Source organism: Candidatus Mycolicibacterium alkanivorans, from assembly GCF_022760805.1.
GTDB lineage: Bacteria > Actinomycetota > Actinomycetes > Mycobacteriales > Mycobacteriaceae > Mycobacterium > Mycobacterium alkanivorans.
Genome location: NZ_JAIVFL010000001.1, coordinates 2,138,814 through 2,159,527, shown reverse-complemented (window position 1 = coordinate 2,159,527; position 20,714 = coordinate 2,138,814). Strand labels below are relative to the sequence as shown.

18 protein-coding genes, 1 tRNA gene, 1 other RNA gene and 1 pseudogene are annotated in these 20,714 nt (G+C 69.1%); 9 read left to right on the top strand and 12 right to left on the bottom strand.

The window, feature by feature from the left end; all coding sequences use genetic code 11:
- The first annotated feature begins 210 nt into the window (after positions 1-210).
- On the top strand, positions 211-1,053 hold the full coding sequence (gene panB / locus K9U37_RS10835; RefSeq protein WP_243071691.1) for a 3-methyl-2-oxobutanoate hydroxymethyltransferase: 843 nt from the start codon (positions 211-213) through the stop codon (positions 1,051-1,053).
- A gap of 108 nt (positions 1,054-1,161) precedes the next feature.
- Here panB and K9U37_RS10830 read toward each other — a convergent pair whose 3' ends face one another.
- The gene (locus K9U37_RS10830; protein ID WP_243071690.1) at positions 1,162-3,033 is read right to left on the bottom strand and encodes a fatty acyl-AMP ligase; all 1,872 of its coding nucleotides are present in this window, start codon (positions 3,031-3,033) and stop codon (positions 1,162-1,164) included.
- A 185-nt stretch (positions 3,034-3,218) separates the two neighbouring features.
- On the opposite strand from K9U37_RS10830, the gene K9U37_RS10825 reads away from it, so the two are divergent.
- Complete coding sequence (locus K9U37_RS10825) at positions 3,219-4,742, top strand: CYTH and CHAD domain-containing protein (RefSeq protein ID WP_243071689.1); 1,524 nt, start codon at positions 3,219-3,221, stop codon at positions 4,740-4,742.
- A gap of 3 nt (positions 4,743-4,745) precedes the next feature.
- Here K9U37_RS10825 and rnpB read toward each other — a convergent pair.
- The 4 genes from rnpB to K9U37_RS10805 form a co-directional block, all read right to left on the bottom strand.
- Positions 4,746-5,155, bottom strand: an RNA gene (gene rnpB / locus K9U37_RS10820) — RNase P RNA component class A.
- A 215-nt stretch (positions 5,156-5,370) separates the two neighbouring features.
- Positions 5,371-6,441, bottom strand: a complete 1,071-nt coding sequence (locus tag K9U37_RS10815; RefSeq protein WP_243071688.1) for a bifunctional RNase H/acid phosphatase — start codon at positions 6,439-6,441, stop codon at positions 5,371-5,373.
- Complete coding sequence (locus K9U37_RS10810) at positions 6,438-7,175, bottom strand: zinc ribbon domain-containing protein (RefSeq protein ID WP_243071687.1); 738 nt, start codon at positions 7,173-7,175, stop codon at positions 6,438-6,440. Before K9U37_RS10810 ends, K9U37_RS10815 begins: the two co-directional genes overlap by 4 nt.
- On the bottom strand, positions 7,172-8,311 hold the full coding sequence (locus K9U37_RS10805) for a Nif3-like dinuclear metal center hexameric protein (protein WP_243071686.1): 1,140 nt from the start codon (positions 8,309-8,311) through the stop codon (positions 7,172-7,174). Before K9U37_RS10805 ends, K9U37_RS10810 begins: the two co-directional genes overlap by 4 nt.
- A gap of 101 nt (positions 8,312-8,412) precedes the next feature.
- Here K9U37_RS10805 and K9U37_RS10800 point away from each other — a divergent pair, with 101 nt between their 5' ends.
- The 3 genes and pseudogenes from K9U37_RS10800 to K9U37_RS10790 all read left to right on the top strand — a co-directional run bounded on the left by K9U37_RS10800 (position 8,413) and on the right by K9U37_RS10790 (position 10,077).
- Positions 8,413-9,075, top strand: a complete 663-nt coding sequence (locus tag K9U37_RS10800; protein ID WP_243073323.1) for an HAD-IA family hydrolase — start codon at positions 8,413-8,415, stop codon at positions 9,073-9,075.
- Positions 9,076-9,126: 51 nt separating this feature from the next.
- Positions 9,127-9,252: pseudogene (locus K9U37_RS10795) on the top strand (arsenate reductase/protein-tyrosine-phosphatase family protein); the annotation flags it as partial.
- Entirely contained in the window at positions 9,253-10,077 is an 825-nt protein-coding gene (locus K9U37_RS10790; protein WP_243071685.1) for an SURF1 family cytochrome oxidase biogenesis protein, read from the top strand.
- On the opposite strand, the gene K9U37_RS10785 is transcribed toward K9U37_RS10790, so the two are convergent.
- A complete protein-coding gene (locus tag K9U37_RS10785) occupies positions 10,031-10,996 on the bottom strand; it encodes a cobalamin biosynthesis protein (RefSeq protein ID WP_243071684.1) in 966 nt (321 codons plus the stop codon). The genes K9U37_RS10790 and K9U37_RS10785 overlap by 47 nt on opposite strands.
- A 202-nt stretch (positions 10,997-11,198) precedes the next feature.
- Here K9U37_RS10785 and K9U37_RS10780 point away from each other — a divergent pair, with 202 nt between their 5' ends.
- Positions 11,199-11,597: a VOC family protein gene (locus K9U37_RS10780; protein ID WP_243071683.1), complete on the top strand. Its 399-nt coding sequence runs from the start codon at positions 11,199-11,201 to the stop codon at positions 11,595-11,597.
- A 338-nt stretch (positions 11,598-11,935) separates the two neighbouring features.
- On the opposite strand, the gene K9U37_RS10775 is transcribed toward K9U37_RS10780, so the two are convergent.
- The 6 genes from K9U37_RS10775 to K9U37_RS10750 all read right to left on the bottom strand — a co-directional run bounded on the left by K9U37_RS10775 (position 11,936) and on the right by K9U37_RS10750 (position 15,176).
- Positions 11,936-12,409, bottom strand: coding sequence for a MerR family transcriptional regulator (locus K9U37_RS10775; protein ID WP_243071682.1), 474 nt, complete (start codon positions 12,407-12,409; stop codon positions 11,936-11,938).
- Positions 12,410-12,417: 8 nt separating this feature from the next.
- Positions 12,418-13,290, bottom strand: a complete 873-nt coding sequence (locus K9U37_RS10770) for an SDR family NAD(P)-dependent oxidoreductase (RefSeq protein WP_243071681.1) — start codon at positions 13,288-13,290, stop codon at positions 12,418-12,420.
- A gap of 285 nt (positions 13,291-13,575) precedes the next feature.
- A tRNA-Val gene (locus K9U37_RS10765) sits at positions 13,576-13,650 on the bottom strand.
- A gap of 48 nt (positions 13,651-13,698) precedes the next feature.
- Complete coding sequence (locus K9U37_RS10760) at positions 13,699-14,163, bottom strand: peroxiredoxin (protein WP_243071680.1); 465 nt, start codon at positions 14,161-14,163, stop codon at positions 13,699-13,701.
- Positions 14,160-14,588, bottom strand: a complete 429-nt coding sequence (locus tag K9U37_RS10755; RefSeq protein ID WP_243071679.1) for a DUF3052 domain-containing protein — start codon at positions 14,586-14,588, stop codon at positions 14,160-14,162. Before K9U37_RS10755 ends, K9U37_RS10760 begins: the two co-directional genes overlap by 4 nt.
- Positions 14,589-14,672: 84 nt before the next feature.
- Positions 14,673-15,176, bottom strand: coding sequence for an Rv2240c family protein (locus tag K9U37_RS10750; RefSeq protein ID WP_372489563.1), 504 nt, complete (start codon positions 15,174-15,176; stop codon positions 14,673-14,675).
- 217 nt (positions 15,177-15,393) lie between these two features.
- On the opposite strand from K9U37_RS10750, the gene aceE reads away from it, so the two are divergent.
- The 3 genes from aceE to K9U37_RS10735 all read left to right on the top strand — a co-directional run bounded on the left by aceE (position 15,394) and on the right by K9U37_RS10735 (position 20,672).
- Entirely contained in the window at positions 15,394-18,183 is a 2,790-nt protein-coding gene (aceE, locus tag K9U37_RS10745; RefSeq protein WP_243071677.1) for a pyruvate dehydrogenase (acetyl-transferring), homodimeric type, read from the top strand.
- Positions 18,184-18,369: 186 nt separating this feature from the next.
- Entirely contained in the window at positions 18,370-19,611 is a 1,242-nt protein-coding gene (locus K9U37_RS10740) for a PucR family transcriptional regulator (RefSeq protein ID WP_243073322.1), read from the top strand.
- Between the two features lie 152 nt (positions 19,612-19,763).
- Positions 19,764-20,672, top strand: coding sequence for an ACP S-malonyltransferase (locus tag K9U37_RS10735; RefSeq protein WP_243073321.1), 909 nt, complete (start codon positions 19,764-19,766; stop codon positions 20,670-20,672).
- The last annotated feature ends 42 nt before the right edge of the window (positions 20,673-20,714 follow it).

Below are 20,714 nucleotides of genomic sequence, written 5' to 3'. Positions count from 1 at the left end.
GCACCGACCCGCCGAGGGAGTGTCCGCCAGATATGGGCCGAGCCGGAATCGCACGTCCGTCGGCGTCGGGCGCAGCGCCCTGATGTGAGCAAGTCGACGGTGTTCGATCTTCGTTTTCGCCATATCCCGGTGGCAGACTGAGGGGGTCACGCGAACCCGGGGACCCGGATGGGCCACGAGGATCGATCACGACGATCACTGGGGACAACGATGTCTGAGCAGACTGTCTACGGCGGCTGTGGCATGCCCGCGGTTGCCCGCACCAAGGTGCGCACCCGTCACCTTCTGAAGTGGAAGTCCGAAGGCCACAAGTGGGCGATGCTCACGGTCTACGACTACTCGACGGCGCGTGCCTTCGACGAGGCAGGCATCCCGGTTCTGCTGGTCGGCGATTCCGCGGCCAACGTGGTCTACGGGTACGACACCACGGTGCCGATCTCGGCCGACGAACTGATTCCGTTGGTCCGGGGCGTGGTGCGCGGTGCCGAGCACGCGCTGGTGGTGGCCGATCTGCCGTTCGGCAGCTACGAATCCAGCCCCGCGCAGGCACTGGCGACCGCGACCCGCTTCCTCAAGGAAGCCGGCGCGCATGCGGTCAAGCTCGAGGGCGGCGAGCGGGTGGCCGACCAGATCGCGACTCTGACCGCCGCCGGTATCCCGGTGATGGCCCACATCGGCTTCACCCCGCAGAGCGTCAATGGACTGGGCGGTTTCCGCGTGCAGGGCCGCGGCGACGCTGCCGAGCAGACCATCCACGACGCGATCGCGGTCCAGGAAGCGGGAGCGTTCGCGGTGGTGATGGAGATGGTCCCCGCCGAGCTGGCCACCCAGATCACCGGCAAGCTGACCATCCCGACGGTCGGTATCGGCGCAGGGCCCAACTGCGACGCCCAGGTACTCGTCTGGCAGGACATGGCCGGGCTTACAACCGGCAAGACCGCCAAGTTCGTCAAGCGTTTCGGCGATGTGGGCGCTGAATTGCGCCGCGCGGCAATTCAATACGCTGAAGAAGTGGCCACCGGCGCGTTCCCCGCCGAAGAGCACAGCTTCTAGCGCACCGCCGCCGCGAGTCGGCCCGCACCCGGACCCCGGAGAACGCCGTCGGCATCGGGCGCGCCCCCGCGTGCTTTTCGAATCGTGCTCGGTTCGGTTTGGGGCGATCTAACGCTGCCCGAGAACGCCCGCCAGGTACTCGGCCCGGCAGGCCCGCCGGGCCAGCTTGCCGCTTGTGGTCCGGGGAATGGCGCCCGCGGCGACCAGTCGCACGTCGGCGACCGGCAGCGCGTGATGGCGCGACACCGCGGCGCGGATCGCGTCGATGATCGGCCCCGGTTCGGCCTTGCCAGCACCCGGTCCGCGCTCGGCGACGATGACCAGCCGCTCCCCCGCCCCGGTGTCCGACGAACCGGCCGAGCACGGCAGTTCCCCGGCGGGCACCGAGAAGGCCGCGACGAATCCGCTGCGCACCGACTTCGACGCGTCGGCCGCGGTGGCCTCGATGTCCTGCGGGTAGTGGTTGCGGCCGTCGATGATCACCAGGTCCTTCATCCGGCCGGTGATGTAGATCTCGCCGTCGAGGTAGACGCCCATGTCACCGGTGCGGAACCAGGTGGCGTTGACGGGGACGCCCTCTGCGTGGCCGCCCTGGTCCAGCCGCACCTGCAGCTTGTTGTGGAAGGCCAGCTCGGTTTCGCGCTCGCGGCCCCAGTAGCCGCGGCCGATGTTGTCGCCGTGCAGCCAGATCTCGCCGACGCGGCCGTCGGGCAGTTCGGCTTCCGTGCCCGGGTCGACGATCACCGCCCACTGGCTGCGCGCGATCCGCCCGCACGACACCTCCGGCACCGCGTTGGGTGAATCCGGGGCGACCCGCACGGCGCGTCCGAGGCCGAGCTCGGTCCGGTCCAGGTAGACCGCACCGGCCCGGTTCTCGGGGCCGATCGTCGAGACGAACAGGGTGGCCTCGGCCATGCCGTAGGACGGTTTGATCGCCTCGGGCGGCAGCCCATACGGGGCGAAGGCGGCGTTGAACTTGTCGATCGAGTGGACGTTCACCGGCTCGGAGCCATTGATCAGGCCGGCGACGTTGCTCAGATCGAGGTCCTCGCCCTGGGGCGGCAGGCCACGGTCGGCGGCGAGTTCGAACGCGAAGTTCGGGGCGGCGGCGAACGTGCGCCCGCGCTTGGCCTCGACGGCCAGTTCCTTGATCCAGCGGTGCGGCCTGCGCACGAACGCCGTCGGCGACATCAGCGTGAGATGACCGCCGCACAGGGCGGGGAACATGATCATCAGCAGGCCCATGTCGTGGAACAGCGGAAGCCAGCTGATGCTGGCGATGTCCCAGTCCAGGCCCACCGAGATGATCATCTGGACGACGTTGGTGCACACCGCCCGGTGGGTGATCTCCACACCGGCAGGGGTACGGGTGGAGCCCGACGTGTACTGCAGGTAGGCGATGCCGTCGCTCTCGAGCGCAGCGGGGACGAACGTGTCACCCACCGAGTCCGGAACGGCGTCGATCGCGATGACTCGGGGCCGGCGGCCGCGCGGAAGCTTGCGCAGGAACGTCTGCACGGCCTCGGCGCCCGCCGACGTCGTGAGCACCACTGTAGGGGTGGCGTCAGCCAGCACGGCGTCCAGCCGCTCGGCGTGGCCGGGCAGCTCCGGAGCAAAAAGCGGTACCGCGATGTTTCCGGCCTGGACGGCGGCGAAGAAGCCGACCACGTAGTCGACGCCCTGTGGCGCCAGGATCGCCACCCGTTCGCCGGGCTGGGTCACCTGCTGCAGCCGGGCACCGACCGCCCGCAACCTGACGCCCAACTCGTCCCAGGTGAGTTCGATCGGTCGCCCTGACGGGTCGTGCTCGAAATCGATGTAGCGGTAGGACGCGGTGTCGCCGAACTGGGCGATGTTGTGATCGAGGAACGACGTGATGGTGACGTCTGGCGGCAGCGCGATGTTGCCCGCATCGTCGAGGTAGTCCTCCAATTTCAACCGGTTACCTCGCCCAGGGGTGCCGTTCGGTCCGGGACGCATAAGCGGATTCTAAGAGTTGCGGGCCCAAAGCCGCACGCACGGCTGTGGCGCGCCGCAAATTCATTTCCGGCAACGTCACCTCGCAAGGCCGCCGACGTGCGGGGACGGGTGCGTCGTGTTCACTTGGATGTGACACGCTGTGCGGCGGTCGCATGTCGGCCGGTCGATCGTGAGTGAGGGTGGAGATGAGGTCGAAATCCGCGGGCGGTACCCGCTTCGTCGAGGTCGAGCGGAAGTTCGACGTTCCGGGTAGCACGGTGTTCCCGTCGTTCGAGGGGATCTCCTTCGTGGCGCGGGTCGAGAGGATTTCGCCACAGTCGCTGGACGCGGTGTACTTCGACACACCCGGACAGGACCTGGCGCGCCACCGCATCACGCTGCGGCGCCGGACCGGCGGCGCCGACGCAGGCTGGCATCTGAAACTGCCTGCCGGGCCCGACGCGCGGACCGAGATCCACGCGCCCCTGGATGACGGCGCGGACGCGGCCGCTGCCGAGGTGCCCGCCGAGCTCGTCGACATCGTGCTGGCGATCGTGCGCGACCGCGGGTTGGCGCCGGTGGCCCGCATCGCGACCACGCGCAACGTCGTGAAGCTCTACGCCGACGACGGCGCTGACCTCGCCGAGTTCTCCGACGACGAGGTCAGCGCCTGGGCGATCAACCCTGCCGACGGCAGCGCCGGGGACGAGCAGCGCTGGCACGAGTGGGAGCTGGAGTTGGCCGACGGCGAGGTCGAGGGCGGCGACGAGATGCTCGCGCGGCTGGGCAACCGGTTGCTCGACGCCGGCGCGGTACCGGCGGGCCACGGCTCGAAGCTGGCGAAGGTGCTCGCCGACGGCCTGGCGCCGCCGGAGGATCTCCCCGAACCGCCCCCGGACCCGGTGCACCGGGCCGTGGCCGAGCAGGTGGCCGAGCTGGTGGAGTGGGACCGCGCCGTGCGCGCCGACGTCTACGACTCGGTGCATCAGATGCGCGTGATCACCCGCAAGATCCGCAGCCTGTTGCAGGCCTCCGAGGACGCGTTCGGGTTGACCGACGACGCCTGGATTCTCGACGAGCTGCGTCAGCTGGCGGGTGTGCTCGGGACGGCCAGGGACGCCGAGGTACTCGCCGAGCGCTATCAACGCGCCCTGGACTCGCTCCCTCCGGAACTCGTGCGGGGCCCGGTGCGGGAGCGGCTGGTCGACGGGGCCAACCGGCGCTACCAGGCGGGGCTGCGGCGCTCGCTGGCCGCGATGCGCTCCCCGCGCTATTTCAGGCTGCTCGACGCGCTGGAGGCCCTGGTGAGCGCCGAGCCGCCCGAGCCGGCCCCGGGTGAGGAACACGCACCGCTGAGCATCGACTCGGCCTACAAACGGGTCCGCAAGGCCGCCAAGACCGCCGAGCAGGCGGTCGAGGAGCACAAGGACGAGGCGCTGCACCGAATCCGCAAGGGCGCCAAGCGGCTTCGCTACGTCGCGGCCGCCACGGGCGAGCCGAAGGTCTCCGAGCGGGCCAAGGTGATCCAGACCCTTCTCGGCGATCACCAGGACAGCGTGGTCAGCCGCGCCCACCTGAGCCAGCAGGCCGAGGCCGCGCATGCCGCCGGAGAGGATACGTTCACCTATGGGCTGCTCTACCAGCAGGAGGACGACCTGGCGCACCGCTCGCGCGAGCAGCTCGACGACGCGCTGAGCGCGCTGAAGCGCAGCGTGCGCAAGGCCCACTAGGGGCGGACGAGTTGGCCTCTAAGCCGGATTCTGTTCCGCTCTGCCACGGTTGACCGGGGCAGGGCGGCGGCGACCATCCATCTGGGCACACCGTCACCGGGTGCCTCGAGCGGCCTACCCGCAGGCTCGGGCGAGCAGCCCTCGGACGCCTGCGCAGCCGCACACGAGGTGCGGCCTCTTGGCCTTGCTTCGGGTGGGGTTTGCCGAGCCATCCCGGTCACCCGGGATGCTGGTGCGCTCTTACCGCACCGTTTCACCCTTACCACCCGCGCCCAAACCTTCAGGCGTGGTGGCGGTTTGTTTTCTGTGGCACTGTCCCGCGAGTCACCTCGGATTGCCGTTAGCAATCACCCTGCTCTGTGAAGTCCGGACTTTCCTCGACTCAGGTGAGCCGCGGCCGCCCGGCCAACTCGTCCGCCTGAACAACGTACTGCCTGGCGCAGCTGTTCCGCGACGAAGTGCCGCTACTTGCGCCGGACCTCGATCACGTTGTCGACCAGCGTTGCCTGCTCGCCGTCGGGTCCCACGGCGTCGCGTTCGACCGAGCAGTGTGTTGACCCGTCCGCTCCACACCCGCGGCTTGGCCGAGTAGTGCTCTTCCCAGTGGTCGTGCGAATCAGCCATGACCTCAACCCAGGTACGACGTCTGGTTGACCAGCCGCACCGAGGAGCCGCCGTCCGGGTAGAACTCGGCGATGCTGAGCGACGCCAGATCCAGGTGCAGACGGTGCAGGATGCCGGCGCCCGCATCCAGCGCCAGCCGCAGCAGGGTCTTGATCGGCGTCACATGGGACACCACCAGCACGGTCTGGCCCGGATGGGCCGCGATGATGCGGTCATGGGCGCGCCGGACCCGCACGGCCACGTCGTCGAAGCTCTCCCCGCCCGGCGGCCGCAGGCTGGTGTCGCGCAGCCAGCGCCCGTGCACGTCGGGGTCGCGCTCGGCGGCCTCCAGGAACGTCAGGCCCTCCCACGCGCCGAAGTCGGTCTCGATGAGGTCCTCATCGACGGTGACGTCGAGCCCGAGTGCCTTCGCCGCCGCGGCCGCGGTCTCGTAGGACCGTTGCAGGGGCGAGGTGATCACCGCCGCGACTCCGCCCCGCTCGGCCAGATAGCGCGCAGCCGCGTCGGCCTGACGTCGGCCGGTCTCGGTGAGCTCGGGGTTGCCGCGCCCGGAGTAGCGACGCTCGCGGGAGAGTTCGGTCTGGCCGTGGCGCAGCAGCAGCAGCCGTGTCGGTGCGCCCCGGTTGCCGGTCCAGGCCGCGGGCGGGTCGGTGGCAGCCGAACGCCGGTCGGTGTCGGCGCCGTCCATCGCCTCGTTGGCCAACCGGTCGGCGTAGGAGTTGTGCTCGCGCGGAATCCACTGGAAGGTCACCGAGCCGAAGGTCGACGCCAGCGCCCTGGCCTGCTGGTGCAGCTCCGCCATGGCGGCATGCTTGACCTTCCACCGCCCGCTCATCTGCTCGACGACGAGTTTCGAATCCATCGACACCACAACCTCGTTGGCACCCAACCTGCGCGCCTCCTCGAGTCCGGCGATCAGACCGCGGTATTCGGCGACGTTGTTGGTGGTGATGCCGATGAAGTGGCCGTGTTCGGCCAGGGCAGTGCGGTGGTCTTCAGACCACACCACGCACCCGTAGCCGGCCGGGCCGGGGTTGCCGCGCGAGCCGCCGTCGGCCTCGACAAGGACTTTCACCGCTCGACCCCGCCGACGCGCAACAGGATCGCCCCACACTCGGGGCAGCGCAGCACCTCGTCGTCGGCCGCCGCGGATATCCGGGCCATCTCCCCCTGGTCGATCTCAATGCGGCACGCCCCGCACCGCCGCCCCAGAAGGCGGGCCGCTCCCACTCCGGAGGCCGCGCGCTGGCGCTCGTAGAGCTTGACCAGGTCGGGGTCCAACCCGGCGACCACCTCGCCGCGGCGTGCACCGCACTCGGCGCGCAGCCGGTCGATCTCGGCGATCGCCTCGTTTCGCGCGTGCGCCGCGTTGTCCAGATCCTGTTGCAGCGCATCGACTTTCGCCGACTCCTCCGCCTGCTCGGCGGTCAACTGCTCGCGGCGTTCCATCACCTCGAGCAACGAGTCCTCCAAGCCGGACTGCCTGCGCTCCAGCGTCCCGAGTTCGTGCTGGAGCTCCTCGAGCTGCTTGGGGTTCACCGAGCCCGAGTCCAGCAGCTGGCGGTCGCGGTCCTCGCGCTGGCGCACGCCGTCGATCTCGGACTCGAACCGCGACACTTGGGCGTCGAGGTCCTCGATCGCGATGGCCAGCGCGGCCAGCCGGTCGGCGGCGGCGAGGTGGTCGGCCTGCACCTGTTCGTGATGCTGGTGTTCGGCCAGATGGGTCACTCGGTGTGCGGCGCGGCTGAGCTCGGCATCCAGCTCGGCCACCTCCAGCAGCGAGCGTTGCTGTGGCACTTCAGCTTTCACGGGTTGCCTTTCGCGGATTGAAACTCGATGTTCCACGGGTCGGTGCGGATACCGCTGACGGCGACCGGCAGCGCCGAACCGAACTGCGAGGTCAGCAGATCGGCCACCTGAGCGCACCACGGGTATTCGCTGGCCCAGTGGGCGACGTCGACAAGGGCGACCCCGCCGGCGCGCCGATGCTCGTCGGCGGGATGGTGTCGCAGGTCGGCGGTGACGTAGGCGTCCACCCCGGCCGCCGACGCCGCAGCCAGCAGGGAGTCGCCCGCACCGCCGCACACCGCGACGCGGGACACCGGTTCGTCGGGGTCACCGGCGGCACGCACGCCCCAAGTGGTCTGCGGCAGCACCGAATTCACACGCGCGACGAAGTCGGCGAACCTCAGAGGCTGGGCCAGGCCGCCGATCCGGCCGATGCCGACGCCGGCCGGCAGCGGCGCCAGGGTCAGCACGTCGAACGCGGGCTCCTCGTACGGGTGGGCGGCGCGCATGGCCGCCAGCACCTGGGCGCGCAACCGCGACGGTGCGATCACTTCGACCCGCTCCTCGGCCAGGTGCTCGACCGACCCGACGGTGCCGATCGTCGGCGAGGCGCCGTCCAGCGGCAGGAACTGACCACGTCCAGTGACGCTCCACGAGCAGTGCGAGTAGTCGCCGATGTGGCCGGCACCCGCCTCGAACACCGCCACCCGCACGGCCTCGGCAGCTTCGGGCGGAACGAGGATCACCCACTTGTCCGTATCGGGTCCGCCGGGCGCCGGGTCGAGCACACCGTCGACCGTCACCCCCAGTGCGTCGGCCAGTGCGTCGGACACACCCGGGTCGGCCGAGTCGGCGTTGGTGTGGGCGGTGAACAACGCCGCGCCGTCGCGGATCAGGTGATGGATCAGCGCGCCCTTGGGGGTGCTGGCGGCAACCGTGTCGACCCCGCGCAGCAGCAGCGGATGGTGGGCCACCAGCAGGCCGCGCCGCCCGACCGTGCGCACCACCTCGGCGGTGGCGTCGACGGCGACGGTGACGGACTCGACCGCCTCGTCCGGGTCACCGCAGACCAGCCCGACCGAGTCCCACCCGTGTGCCAACCCGGGCGGGTAAGCGTCGTCGAGCACGGCGACGACCTCGGCGAGTTTCACGCCCATCTCGACACCTCCACCACGTCATGCACAGTAGTGCGCCGGGCGGGACGGCAGGCATCGGGCGGCACCGGCGGGCCATCGGGGACAATGGGTATGTGACACGCATGGCCGCCGACACCCGCCCGCAGTTGGTGATCTTCGATCTCGACGGCACGCTGACCGACTCGGCGGACGGAATCGTGGCCAGCTTCCGCCATGCACTGGCCGCCGTGGATGCTGAGATTCCGCCCGGTGACCTGGCCGGGCGCATCGTCGGTCCCCCGATGCACATCACGCTGCAGGGCATGGGCCTCGGCGTCCGGGCCGACGAGGCGATCGCGGCCTACCGCGCGGACTACACCACCCGCGGGTGGTCGATGAACAGTATGTTCGACGGGGTTCCGCAGCTGCTGGCCGACCTGCGGGCGGCCGGTGTGCGGCTGGCGGTGGCCACCTCCAAGGCGGAGCCGACCGCCCGGCGGATCCTCGAGCACTTCGGCCTGACCGGTCACTTCGACGTGATCGCCGGCGCCAGCGTCGACGGCTCGCGATCGAGCAAGGCCGACGTGCTGGCGCACGCCCTGGGCCAGCTGCGTCCGCTTCCGGATCGGGTGCTGATGGTCGGTGACCGCGCCCACGACGTGGAGGGTGCCGCCGAGCACGGCATCAAGACCGTGGTCGTCGGCTGGGGTTATGGAGCGGGCGACTTCAGCGATCCGGAGGTCGCTGCCGCGGCTGCCGCCCACGTCCCGACGGTGCCGGCGCTGCGCGAGGTGCTCGGTGTCTAGGGATCAGACGCAGCTGCTCGTCACGTTCGAACGTGAACGGATGCTGCGGTCGTCGAGGACCCCTTCTACGGCGACCATGCCGATTTCGAAGAGGTGTTCACCGTCATCGAAGGCGCGCTGCCGGGACTGCACGCCTGGGTCGACCAGCGGCTGGCCGGCGAAGGGCTGGCGGGGTAGATGAAACGCTGGACATTTCTGTTGCGGCCGGGCTGGCTGGCCCTGGGCCTGGTGGTTGTCGCGTTCGCCTACCTGTGCTTCACCGTGCTGGCGCCCTGGCAGCTGGGCAAGAACACCAAGACCAGCCGGGAGAACAACCAGATCCAGGCGTCGCTGACCGCCGAGCCGGTGGCCGTCACTTCGCTTCTGCCGCATCAGGATTCGTCCGCCCCCGATGCGCAGTGGCGGCGGGTGACCGCGACGGGCCACTATCTGCCGCAGGCTCAGGTACTGGCCCGGCTGCGGGTCGTCGGCGGGGCGCCGGCCTACGAGGCGCTGGTCCCGTTCGTCGTCGACAACGGTCCGACGGTGCTCGTCGACCGTGGGTACGCGAACCCGGTGCAGGGCACCAGTGTCCCGGACCTCCCACCCGTGCCCGGTGGCACGGTGTCGATCACCGCGCGGTTGCGTGACTCCGAGACCGCACCGCCGGACAAGCCGGCGTTCAAAGAGGGCGGCTACACCCAGGTGTACGCGATCGACACCCGTGCGGTATCGGCCACCACCGGCGTCCCGCTGGCCAACTCCTACCTGCAGCTGGTGGAGAACCAGCCGGGTGTGCTGGGGGTCGCCGAACTGCCGCACCTGGACGCCGGGCCGTTCCTGTCGTACGGCATCCAGTGGATCGCCTTCGGCATCGTCGCCCCGATCGGCCTGGGCTACTTCGTCTACTCCGAGATCCAGGCTCGCCGACGCGACGCCGCGGCGGTCGCGGCGCAGCAGGCGACGGCGGCGCCGGTCACCGTCGAGGACAAGCTCGCCGACCGCTACGGCCGACGACGCTGACACCCACGGCCACACCGGCCGCGGCCGCCTGAACCACCTGCGACAGACGCACCGACCGGCGCAGGTCGACGGCGGTCGGCGGGTCACCGTCGCCCAGGGTCGGGCGGATCTCCAGCTCGTGGCGGTACTGGGTAGGGCCGCCGAGCCGCACGCCCAGGGCACCGGCGAAGGCGGCCTCCACCACTCCGGCGTTCGGGCTGGGATGCCGCGCGGCGTCGCACCGCCACGCCCGCAGCGCCCCGCCCGGCGACCCACCGACCAGCGGGGCGCACACCACCACCAGCGCACCGGCCACCCGGGCCGGAAGGAGGTTGGCGGCGTCGTCCAATCGCGCTGCAGCCCAACCGAATCGGGCATAGCGCGGCGCCCGGCTGCCGATCATCGCATCCAGGGTGTTGACGCCGCGATACACCAGTACGCCGGGCACTCCCCCGGCGGCCGCCCACAGCAGCGGGGCTACGTGGGCGTCGGAGGTGTTCTCCGCCACCGATTCCAAGGCCGCGCGGGCCAGGCCGTCGGCGTCGAGCGCCGCGGGATCCCGGCCGCACAGCGCGGGCAACAACGCACGCGCTCCGTCGACGTCACCGGCCTCCAGCAGGTCGGCCAGCCTCGTGCCGGTACGGGCCAGGGTGGTCCCGCCGAGGGTGACCCAGGTGGCCGCGGCCATCATCCCCGCCAGCGCCGGACCGCCGCGCGTGCCGCGCTGTACCGAGGACCCCAGTAGCGCCAGCGCGCCGAGCAGGATCGCGACGTGCGCGGCCCCAGCGGCCTTGCTGTCGCGGTAGGTCAGTCGTTCGAGTGCGGCTGCGCACCAACCGAACCCCGCGACCGGGTGACCGCGAGCCGGGTCGGCAAAGGCGACATCGGCCAGGTGACCCAGCAGCACTCCGGTGCCGCGCCACGGTCTTCGCACAGACACTCCGGCACTCTCTCACACCTGGTGTACTGCCTCTATGAGGCCGCGATGACGCGGCGCCCGACCCGGGTGGCCGACCCGCTCAACCCGGCCGCGGTGTGGTTGGACACGCGGGCCCGCGCGCGCCGAGGGCAACGCATCGCCTGAACGCCGTGCGGCTAGAATTCGTAACGTCATCAGCACAACTCGAAGACAGGATGTCGTCATGGCGTTTCCGCCCCTGACCCACGTCGCCCTCACGGTCCGCGACCTGACGGTCAGCGTCCCGTGGTACCAGGCACTGATCGGCGCCGAACCCGTGCTCGACGAGGACACCGAGCCCGGGTTCCACCACAGCGTGTTCCTGCTCGACAACGGCACGCTGCTCGGGCTGCACGAGCACACGAAGTCGCCGTCGGCACAGGAGTTCAGCGAGCACAACGTCGGCCTGGATCATGTGGCGTTCGGTTGCGCGGACCGCGCCGAACTCGAGCGCTGGGTGGCCCGCCTGGACGAACTGGGGATCAAGCACGGCGGAATCGTGGACGCGCACTACGGCTCCGGGTTGAGCTTCCGCGATCCCGACGGCATCACGCTGGAGTTCTTCGCGCCGCCGCCGCAGTGACTCAGACCAGGGCGGTCGTCATCAGGGCGGCGTTGTAGTTGCCTGGGCCGGCCCAAGAAGTCGGCCTCGTTGACCCGAGACGTAGGCCGATCCCATCCGTCCGGACGGGGTGCCGAAAGGAGCAGACGTATCCGGCGTCGGCTGAGTCGGCGGGCGGTTTGACGAAGGCGCCCTGCTTGAAGTTCTGGTTCCCGTAGACGAATGGCGTGCTGGACCGCAGCCAGCTGGCGGTTCGGACCGTCTGCGGGGCGACCGTCCAGTTCTGGCCGTTGTATGTGCGGATCGGCGATTCAGTTGGGGCGGTGCTGGTTCGGGCGCGGTGATCGACCAGTCCGCGGTTAGCACGTGTCGCCGGCGGTGCCGCCGTAGGTGGTGATCTTGTATTCCGTGGCGGCCAGCGACAGGGTGAGTTCGCGGATCTGGCGGCGGATGGTGTCGCGGTGTTCGAGCAGCATGTCGAGTCGTTCGGGTACGGTCTGCTCGCCGCTGTCTACGAGTGAGATGTAGTGCTGTAGATCGCGGATGGCCATGCCGGACAACCGCATTCGGGTGAGGAAGACAAGACGGCGCACCGCCTCGGGCTGGTAGCTGCGGTGTCCGCTGCTGTCGCGGTCGACCTCGACCAATCCTGCACGTTCGTAATAGCGCAAGGTGTGTGATGAGACGTCGAGCAGGTCGGCAACTTCGGCGATGGTCATCGGCTCGCGGACCTCGCTGGTGTCGGCGAGACGGTGGATGACCTCGATCGACATCGGGCCATCGATCTCGTTGAGCGAGGCGAGCGCCCTGCTCATCAGGTTGTCGGTGGACATACCCGATCCTAGATCCGACGCACCGAGGTGGCGATGTCGGTGAAGTCGGCGCTGCGGGCCAGCTCAGCCCACTGACCGACCCCGTCCAGACCGCGTCGGTAGGCGGCCGTGAGCCGCTCGACGGCCTCGGCACCGAGCGGCAGCCGCAACGGCACTTCCTCGGAATGAGCCAAGGAGACGATGATCTGCGCGGCCTTTACGGGGTCGCCTTCCTGGTTCCCGTCGGCACCAGACATGTCGGCTCGCACATCGGTCAATATCTCCCGGTAGGTCGGCGAGATGGCGGTGAAGTCGAGCACCTCGGCGGCGTTGAATGCAGTGCGGAATCGGCTGGGCTCGACCAGCATCACCCGTATCCCGAACGGCGCGACCTCACCGGCCAGGGCCTCCGACCATCCCTCCAACGCGAACTTCGACGCCGAGTATGTCGAGACGCCGGGGAAGGACATCCGGCCGCCCTGACTGCTCATTTGTACGATCGTCCCGCATCCCTGGGCCCGCATGATCGGCAATGCCGCCCTGACGAGGGCGGCGGGACCGAATAGGTGCAGGTCCATCAGGTCGCGCAGCTGCTTATCGGTGACTTCCTCGGCGGCGCCGACGATGGCGCGCCCCGCGTTGTTCACCAGGACGTCGAGGCGACCGTAACGGTCGACTGCCACCTGGACGAGGCTGGCGGCTTCGCTGGTGTCTCGGGCATCGAAGGCAACGCTCATCACGCGGTCACCGAAGGTGGTGTTCAGGTCGGCCACGGCGTCAGGATTGCGGACTGCGGCCACAACCTGATCGCCCGCGGCAAGGGCAGCCTCGGCCAGTGCACGTCCGAGTCCCTTCGAGGCTCCGGTGATGATCCAGGTCTGTGTTGCCGTCGGTGTCGTCATGGCCCCGACGCTAGGAGTTCGAGCGCGCTCGAACGCAACCCCGAACCCCGCCGTGGACCGCGAGAAGAGCCGCTTAGCGCAGGCGATGTGTGGTTCACACACCCGAGCGGGACGCGCAGCGCTCTACTTGCGAGGCTCGATGGCCTTCCTGGGTCACCCGCCGCATATCGCCACGAAGTGGCACGGGCACGACCCAGCGGCAACCTGTAGACAACTTGGCACCCAGTCAGTGAACCGGCACGCCCGCAGTGGCCTGCTAACTACGGCGTTGACCTGCAAAGATCTTGGTGGGCGCGACAAGGATCGAACTTGCGACCGCTGGTGTGTAAAACCAGAGCTCTACCACTGAGCTACACGCCCGTGCCCGGGGCAGGGTACACGGATTTTGCGGGTGCATGGAAATCCGGATCAGTCCTTCAGTGCGGCCAGCGCGTCGGTCCACACCGACTGATCGCGGGCCTCGCCGGGTTGTTTGCATTCGGCGAACCGGATGATCCCGGCACGGTCGATCACGAACGTCCCACGGTTGGGGAACCCGGCGTCGGCGTTAAACACGCCGTAGGCCTGCGCGACGGCGCCGTGCGGCCAGAAGTCGGACAGCACCGGGAACAGGAAACCGCTCTGGGTAGCCCAGATCTTGTGCGTCGGCGGCGGGCCGACGGAGATGGCCAGCGTGGCGGTGTCGTCGTTTGCGTAGACGGGCAGATGGTCGCGGATCTCGTCGAGCTCGCCCTGACAGATGCCGGTGAACGCCAGCGGGAAGAACACCAGCAGAACGTTCTTCTTGCCGCGGAAGTCGCTGAGGGTGACCGGCTGGCCGTTCTGATCCTTGAGCGTGAAGTCGGCAGCCTCGGTGCCGACTTGTGCGGTCACGAATGCCTCCCGGCAGCCTTCGACTTCGGCTGCACCAGTCGGCTGGCGCTCCAGTCGCCCAGATTCGCCGACGAGGTCTGCATCAGCCCGGCCGTCGGCGCCGACTCGGCGATCTCGGCCGGAAGCACGTGGCCCGGCTTGCCGGTCTTGGGGGTCAGCACCCAGATGATGCCGTCGTCGGCCAATGGAGCGATCGCGTCCATCAGCCGGTCCACCAGGTCGCCGTCGCCGTCGCGCCACCACAGCAGGACCACGTCGACGACCTCGTCGGCGTCCTCGTCGAGCAGTTCGGCGCCGCTGGCGTCCTCGACGTCGGCCCGGATGTCATCGTCGGTGTCGTCGTCCCAGCCCAACTCCTGAACGACCTGATTCTTCTGTATGCCCAGCCTCTGGGCATGGTTCGGGGAGTCACCCGCCGCGGCCACCGTCGGGACCTCCTTGTCGTGAGGGTCGGCTGTCTAGGGCTATCGTCGCACGGCACGACCGATCACCGGCCGCGGGTGCGGTTGTCAGTACGTCGCGTCGCACAGGCTCAGGGCGGTAGACCTCGTGTTGTTGAGGTCACCGATGGTCTTGTTGAACTCACCGGCCGGCGCCTTGCCGGCGATAGCCTTGGCCGTCGCACGGGCACCGTCGACCCAGCTGGTCAGCGCATCCTTGAGTTCCGGGGGGATTGCGTCGGTCAGGCTGCCCTGCACCGCGTCGGCGCTCTGGTTGAGCGCGTCGACGGCCGGGCCTTCGGTGGCGTCGACGTTGCCGCTGCCCTGGTTGAACGCGTTGACGTAGGCATTCACCGCGTCGATCGCGTCGGCACTGGTGGTCGACAGCGTCTCGCAGGTGTCGTGCATGGCCTTGGTGGTTTCCGAGGCCTGCCGCTCCGACTCGCGGGCGCTGGAGGACGCGGCGGACTCGGACATCGACACCGAGACCGACGTCCGGTAGGCGGGTGCGTCACCAGCGTTGACCCGCGCGGTGCCGTCGCTGACGGTCGTACACCCGACCACGGCCATCATCACCACCGCGGCGCTGCCGGCCAGCAGTCCGCCGACCCGCTGCCACCGAGTACTTCTGATCAGCACAGCCCGAGAGGTTACCGGGTAAGTGGCCTGCTCGGCACGGTGCACAAATTTCACCAATCCGGCCTCGGGCACTACTCGTCGGTAAGGCCTCGGTGCGGCACGATAGACGCTAGAAGGTGCAAAACCTGCACCAACTACTAAGGAGCTGATGTTGACGACCGAGTTCGCGCGCCGTGACCTGGCCCAAAACTCAAGCAGCCCAACCGAATCCGATCGAGTGCGGGTCATCCGCGAAGGCGTCGCGTCCTACCTGCCCGACATCGACGCCGAGGAGACCGCCGAGTGGCTGGAGTCCTTCGACGACCTGGTGTCGCGCTCAGGGCCGGCCCGGGCCCGCTATCTGCTGCTGCGGATGCTGGAGCGCGCAGGCGAGCAGCGGGTCGCGATCCCAGCGCTGACCTCGACCGACTACGTCAACACCATCCCCACCGAACTCGAACCCTGGTTCCCCGGCGACGAGGAGGTCGAGCGCCGCTTCCGCCGGTGGATCCGGTGGAACGCCGCGATCATGGTGCACCGGGCGCAGCGCCCGGGCGTCGGCGTCGGCGGGCACATCTCCACCTACGCCTCCTCTGCATCGCTCTACGAGGTCGGCTTCAACCACTTCTTCCGGGGCAAGGCTCACCCCGGCGGCGGTGACCAGGTGTTCATTCAGGGCCACGCCTCCCCCGGCATCTATGCCCGCGCCTTCCTCGAGGGCCGGCTCACCGCCGATCAGCTCGACGGCTTCCGCCAGGAGCACAGCCATCCCGGCGGGGGACTGCCCTCCTACCCACACCCGCGGCTGATGCCGGAGTTCTGGGAGTTCCCGACGGTGTCGATGGGCCTGGGCCCGATGAACGCCATCTATCAGGCCCGGTTCAACCACTACCTGCACGACCGTGGCCTCAAGGACACCTCCGAGCAGCACGTGTGGGCGTTCCTCGGCGACGGTGAGATGGACGAGCCGGAAAGCCGCGGTCTGATCCAAGTGGCGGCCAACGAGGCGCTGGACAACCTGACCTTCGTCGTCAACTGCAACCTGCAGCGACTTGACGGCCCAGTGCGCGGCAACGGCAAGATCATCCAGGAGCTGGAGTCCTTCTTCCGCGGCGCCGGCTGGAACGTCATCAAGGTGGTGTGGGGCCGCGAGTGGGACGCCCTACTGCACGCGGACAAGGACGGCGCGCTGGTAAATCTGATGAACACCACGCCCGACGGCGACTATCAGACCTACAAGGCCAACGACGGCACCTACGTTCGCGACCACTTCTTCGGCCGCGACCCGCGCACCAAGGCACTGGTCGCCAGCATGTCCGATGCCGAGATCTGGAACCTCAAGCGCGGCGGCCACGACTATCGCAAGGTCTATGCCGCCTACCGCGCGGCCATGGAGCAGAAGGGCCAGCCCACCGTGATCCTGGCCAAGACCATCAAGGGTTACTCGCTGGGCGCCCACTTCCAGGGCCGCAACGCCACCCACCAGATGAAAAAGCTTGCGCTGCAAGACCTCAAGGACTTCCGCGACGCCATCCGGATCCCGGTCAGTGACGCCCAGCTCGAGGAAAACCCCTACCTGCCGCCGTACTACCATCCGGGTCCAGAAGCGCCGGAGATCCGCTATCTGGTCGACCGGCGACGGGCCCTCGGCGGGTTCCTACCCGAGCGGCGCAACAAGTCCAAGGTGCTGGCGCTGCCGCCGCGCGATGTCTACGCGCCGCTAAAGAAGGGCTCCGGCCACCAGCAGGTGGCGACCACCATGGCGATGGTGCGCACGTTCAAGGAACTGTTGCGCGACGAGGAGATCGGGAAGCGAATCGTGCCGATCATTCCCGACGAGGCCCGCACGTTCGGCATGGACTCGTGGTTCCCCAGCCTGAAGATCTACAACCGTAACGGCCAGCTCTACACCGCGGTGGACGCCGAACTGATGTTGGCTTACAAGGAGAGCAAGATCGGGCAGATCCTGCACGAGGGCATCAACGAGGCGGGCTCGACGGCGTCGTTCACCGCCGTCGGCACGTCGTACTCCACCCACAACGAGCCGATGATTCCGCTCTACATCTTCTATTCGATATTCGGGTTCCAGCGCACCGGCGACGGGTTGTGGGCCGCCGCTGACCAGATGGCGCGCGGCTTCGTGTTGGGTGCGACGGCTGGCCGCACCACGCTGACCGGTGAGGGTCTCCAGCACGCCGACGGCCACTCGCTGCTGCTGGCCTCCGCCAACCCGGCGGTGGTGGCCTACGACCCGGCCTTCGCCTACGAGATCGCCTACATCGTGGAGAGCGGGCTGTCGCGGATGTACGGCGAGAACCCGGAGAATGTCTACTTCTACGTCACGATCTACAACGAGCCCTACGCTCAGCCTGCCGAACCGGAGAACTTCGACCCGGAGGGCCTGCTGCGCGGCATCTACCGCTACCGCGCGGCGACGCAGAAGCGGACCAGCGTCGCGCAGATCCTGGCCTCCGGCGTGGCGATGCCCGAGGCGCTGCGGGCGGCCGACCTGCTGGCCGAGCGCTGGGACGTGGCCGCCGACGTCTGGTCGGTGACCAGCTGGGGCGAGCTCAACCACGACGGGGTCGCCATCGAGAAGGAGTTGCTGCGCCACCCGGACCGTCCGGCGCGGGTGCCGTACGTGACCCAGGCCCTCGGCGACACGGCCGGCCCGGCGGTCGCGGTGTCGGACTGGATGCGTGCGGTCCCCGAGCAGATCCGGCCGTGGGTGCCCAACACCTACGTCACGCTGGGCACCGACGGGTTCGGCTTCTCCGACACCCGGCCCGCGGCGCGGCGCTACTTCAACACCGATGCCGAGTCGGTGGTGGTGGCAGTGCTGGAGGCGCTGGCCCGCGACGGCGAGATCGACCCGTCGGTGGCGGTGGCGGCCGCACGCGAGTACCGGATCGACGACGTGATGGCCGCGCCGGAGCAGACCAGCGACCCCGGAGTCGCGTAGGCGACGACATCAGGCAGGGAGTCGCGTTAGTTCGGTCGCCGACTGTGCATCCGCGTACGCTGTGGGCGGCGTGTCGCGGATGAAACCGCACACTCAGCGCGAAGGCACTTTGTGGGAACATCCAGAAAAGCGGCGTATCTTTTAGGGGTGGACGACAATCCGCGCTTCGAGGCGCCGACGGCGCCGATGCAGCTGCTGGCGAACTTGCCCGACTCCACGTTGCGGCGACTCAAGCAGTACTCCGGACGGCTGGCCACCCAGGCCGTGCACGCCATGCAGGAACGGCTGCCGTTCTTCGGCGACCTCGAGGCCTCGCAGCGGGCCAGCGTCCAGCTGGTGGTGCAGGCCGCGGTGGTCAACTTCGTGGAGTGGATGCGCAACCCGGAAAGCCAGGTGGGCTACACCGCGCAGGCCTTCGAGCTGGTGCCTCAGGACCTCACCCGCCGGATCGCGCTGGCCCAGACCGTCGGCATGGTCCGGGTGACCATGGAGTTCTTCGAAGAGGTGGTGCCGCTGCTGGCCCGCGACGAAGAACAGCTCACCGCGCTGACGGTCGGGATTCTCCGCTACAGCCGTGACCTCGCATTCGCCGCCGCCGCCTCCTACGCCGACGCCGCCGAGGCCCGCGGTTCCTGGGACAGCCGGATGGAGGCCAGCGTGGTCGACGCCGTCGTGCGCGGCGACACCGGGCCCGAACTGCTGTCGCGGGCCGCAGCGCTGAACTGGGACACCACCGCGCCGGCGACGGTGCTGGTGGGCACCCCGCCGGCCGGGCGTGACGAGACCGCCAGCGAGGACGTCCGGGAGATCGCTCTGCGCCATGACCGCGCGGCGCTGGCCGACGTGCACGGCACCTGGCTGATCGCGATCCTGTCCGGCCCGCTCTCCCCGACCGACAGGTTCTTCAACGAGCTACTCGGTGCCTTCTCCGAGGGACCGGTGGTCATCGGCCCGACCGCACCGATGCTCACCGCGGCCTATCGCAGCGCCAGCGAGGCAATCTCCGGCATGAACGCGGTGGCGGGCTGGAGCGGCGCGCCGCGGCCCGTGCTGGCCCGCGAACTGCTCCCCGAGCGGGCCCTGCTCGGTGACGCCTCGGCGGTGGCCGCGCTGCACACCGAGATCATGCAGCCGTTGGCCGACGCCGGCCCGGCGCTCACCGAGACGCTCGACGCCTACCTCGACAGTGGCGGCGCCATCGAAGCTTGCGCCCGGAAACTGTTCGTTCATCCAAATACGGTCCGGTACCGGCTCAAGCGGATCGCCGACTTCACCGGCCGTGATCCGACCCTGCCGCGCGACGCCTACGTCCTGCGGGTCGCGGCCACGGTCGGACGACTCGGCTATCCGGTGCCGCCCCAGACCATGGGAAACGGTTCTGTTGTACAGCTCACAGCGCCGCTTGTGGGAACTAACGGGATCAAGTAGAGGGACCACGCACATCGCGGGAAGATGTCGAAGAAGTCGCATCACGTGCATTTTTGTGGAGACTCTACAAAAACATAAGACAATGTTCATGATCTCTTACACCGCTCAAAACCGGTTTCACAATGTTCTCTTAATGAGTGCCACGTGAACCCGTGATTGCGCTGCTCGCGCCCGGCCAGGGATCGCAGACCCCCGGCATGCTCGGCCCCTGGCTCGAGCTCCCCGGCGTCGCCGATCAGATCACCACGTGGTCACAGATCAGCGGACTGGACCTGGCCCGTCTGGGCACCACCGCGACAGCCGAGGAGATCACCGACACCGCGGTCACCCAGCCGCTGGTCGTCGCGGCCACCCTGCTGGCCAACTCCGAACTGGCCAAGCGAGACGTGCTCGCCGGCAAGCAGACCGTCGTAGCCGGCCACTCCGTCGGCGAGATCGCGGCCTACGCGATCGCCGGCGTCATCTCCGCCCACGACGCGGTCAGGCTCGCCGCCGTGCGCGGAGCCGAGATGGCCAAGGCCTGCGCCGCCGAGCCCACCGGCATGTCGGCGGTCCTCGGCGGTGACGAGGCCGAGGTGCTGGCCCGCCTCGAGGCACTCGACCTGATCCCGGCCAACCGCAACGCCGCCGGCCAGATCGTCGCCGCGGGCGCCCTCACCGCCCTGGAGAAGCTGGCCGAGGATCCGCCGGCCAAGGCCCGGGTGCGCCAGCTGGCCACCGCGGGCGCGTTCCATACCCACTACATGGCCTCCGCGCTGGACAGCTACGCCGCCGCGGCCGCCGCGGCCGACACCTCGGAGCCCACCACCGTACTGTTGTCCAACGCCGACGGCCAGCCGGTATCGTCGGCGGCTGACGCGATGGAGAAGCTCGTCGCGCAGTTGACCCGGCCCGTGCGCTGGGACCTGTGCACCGAGACCATGCGCCAGCTCAACCTCACGGCGATCATCGAGTTCCCGCCCGCGGGCACTTTGGCCGGAATCGCCAAACGCGAACTTCGGGGGGTTGCGACGCGCGCCGTCAAGACACCCGCAGATCTGGCCGAAATGACCGAGCTCTGAGCCGCCCGGTAGCCGCCCGGACAATCCCATAACGCACGATCA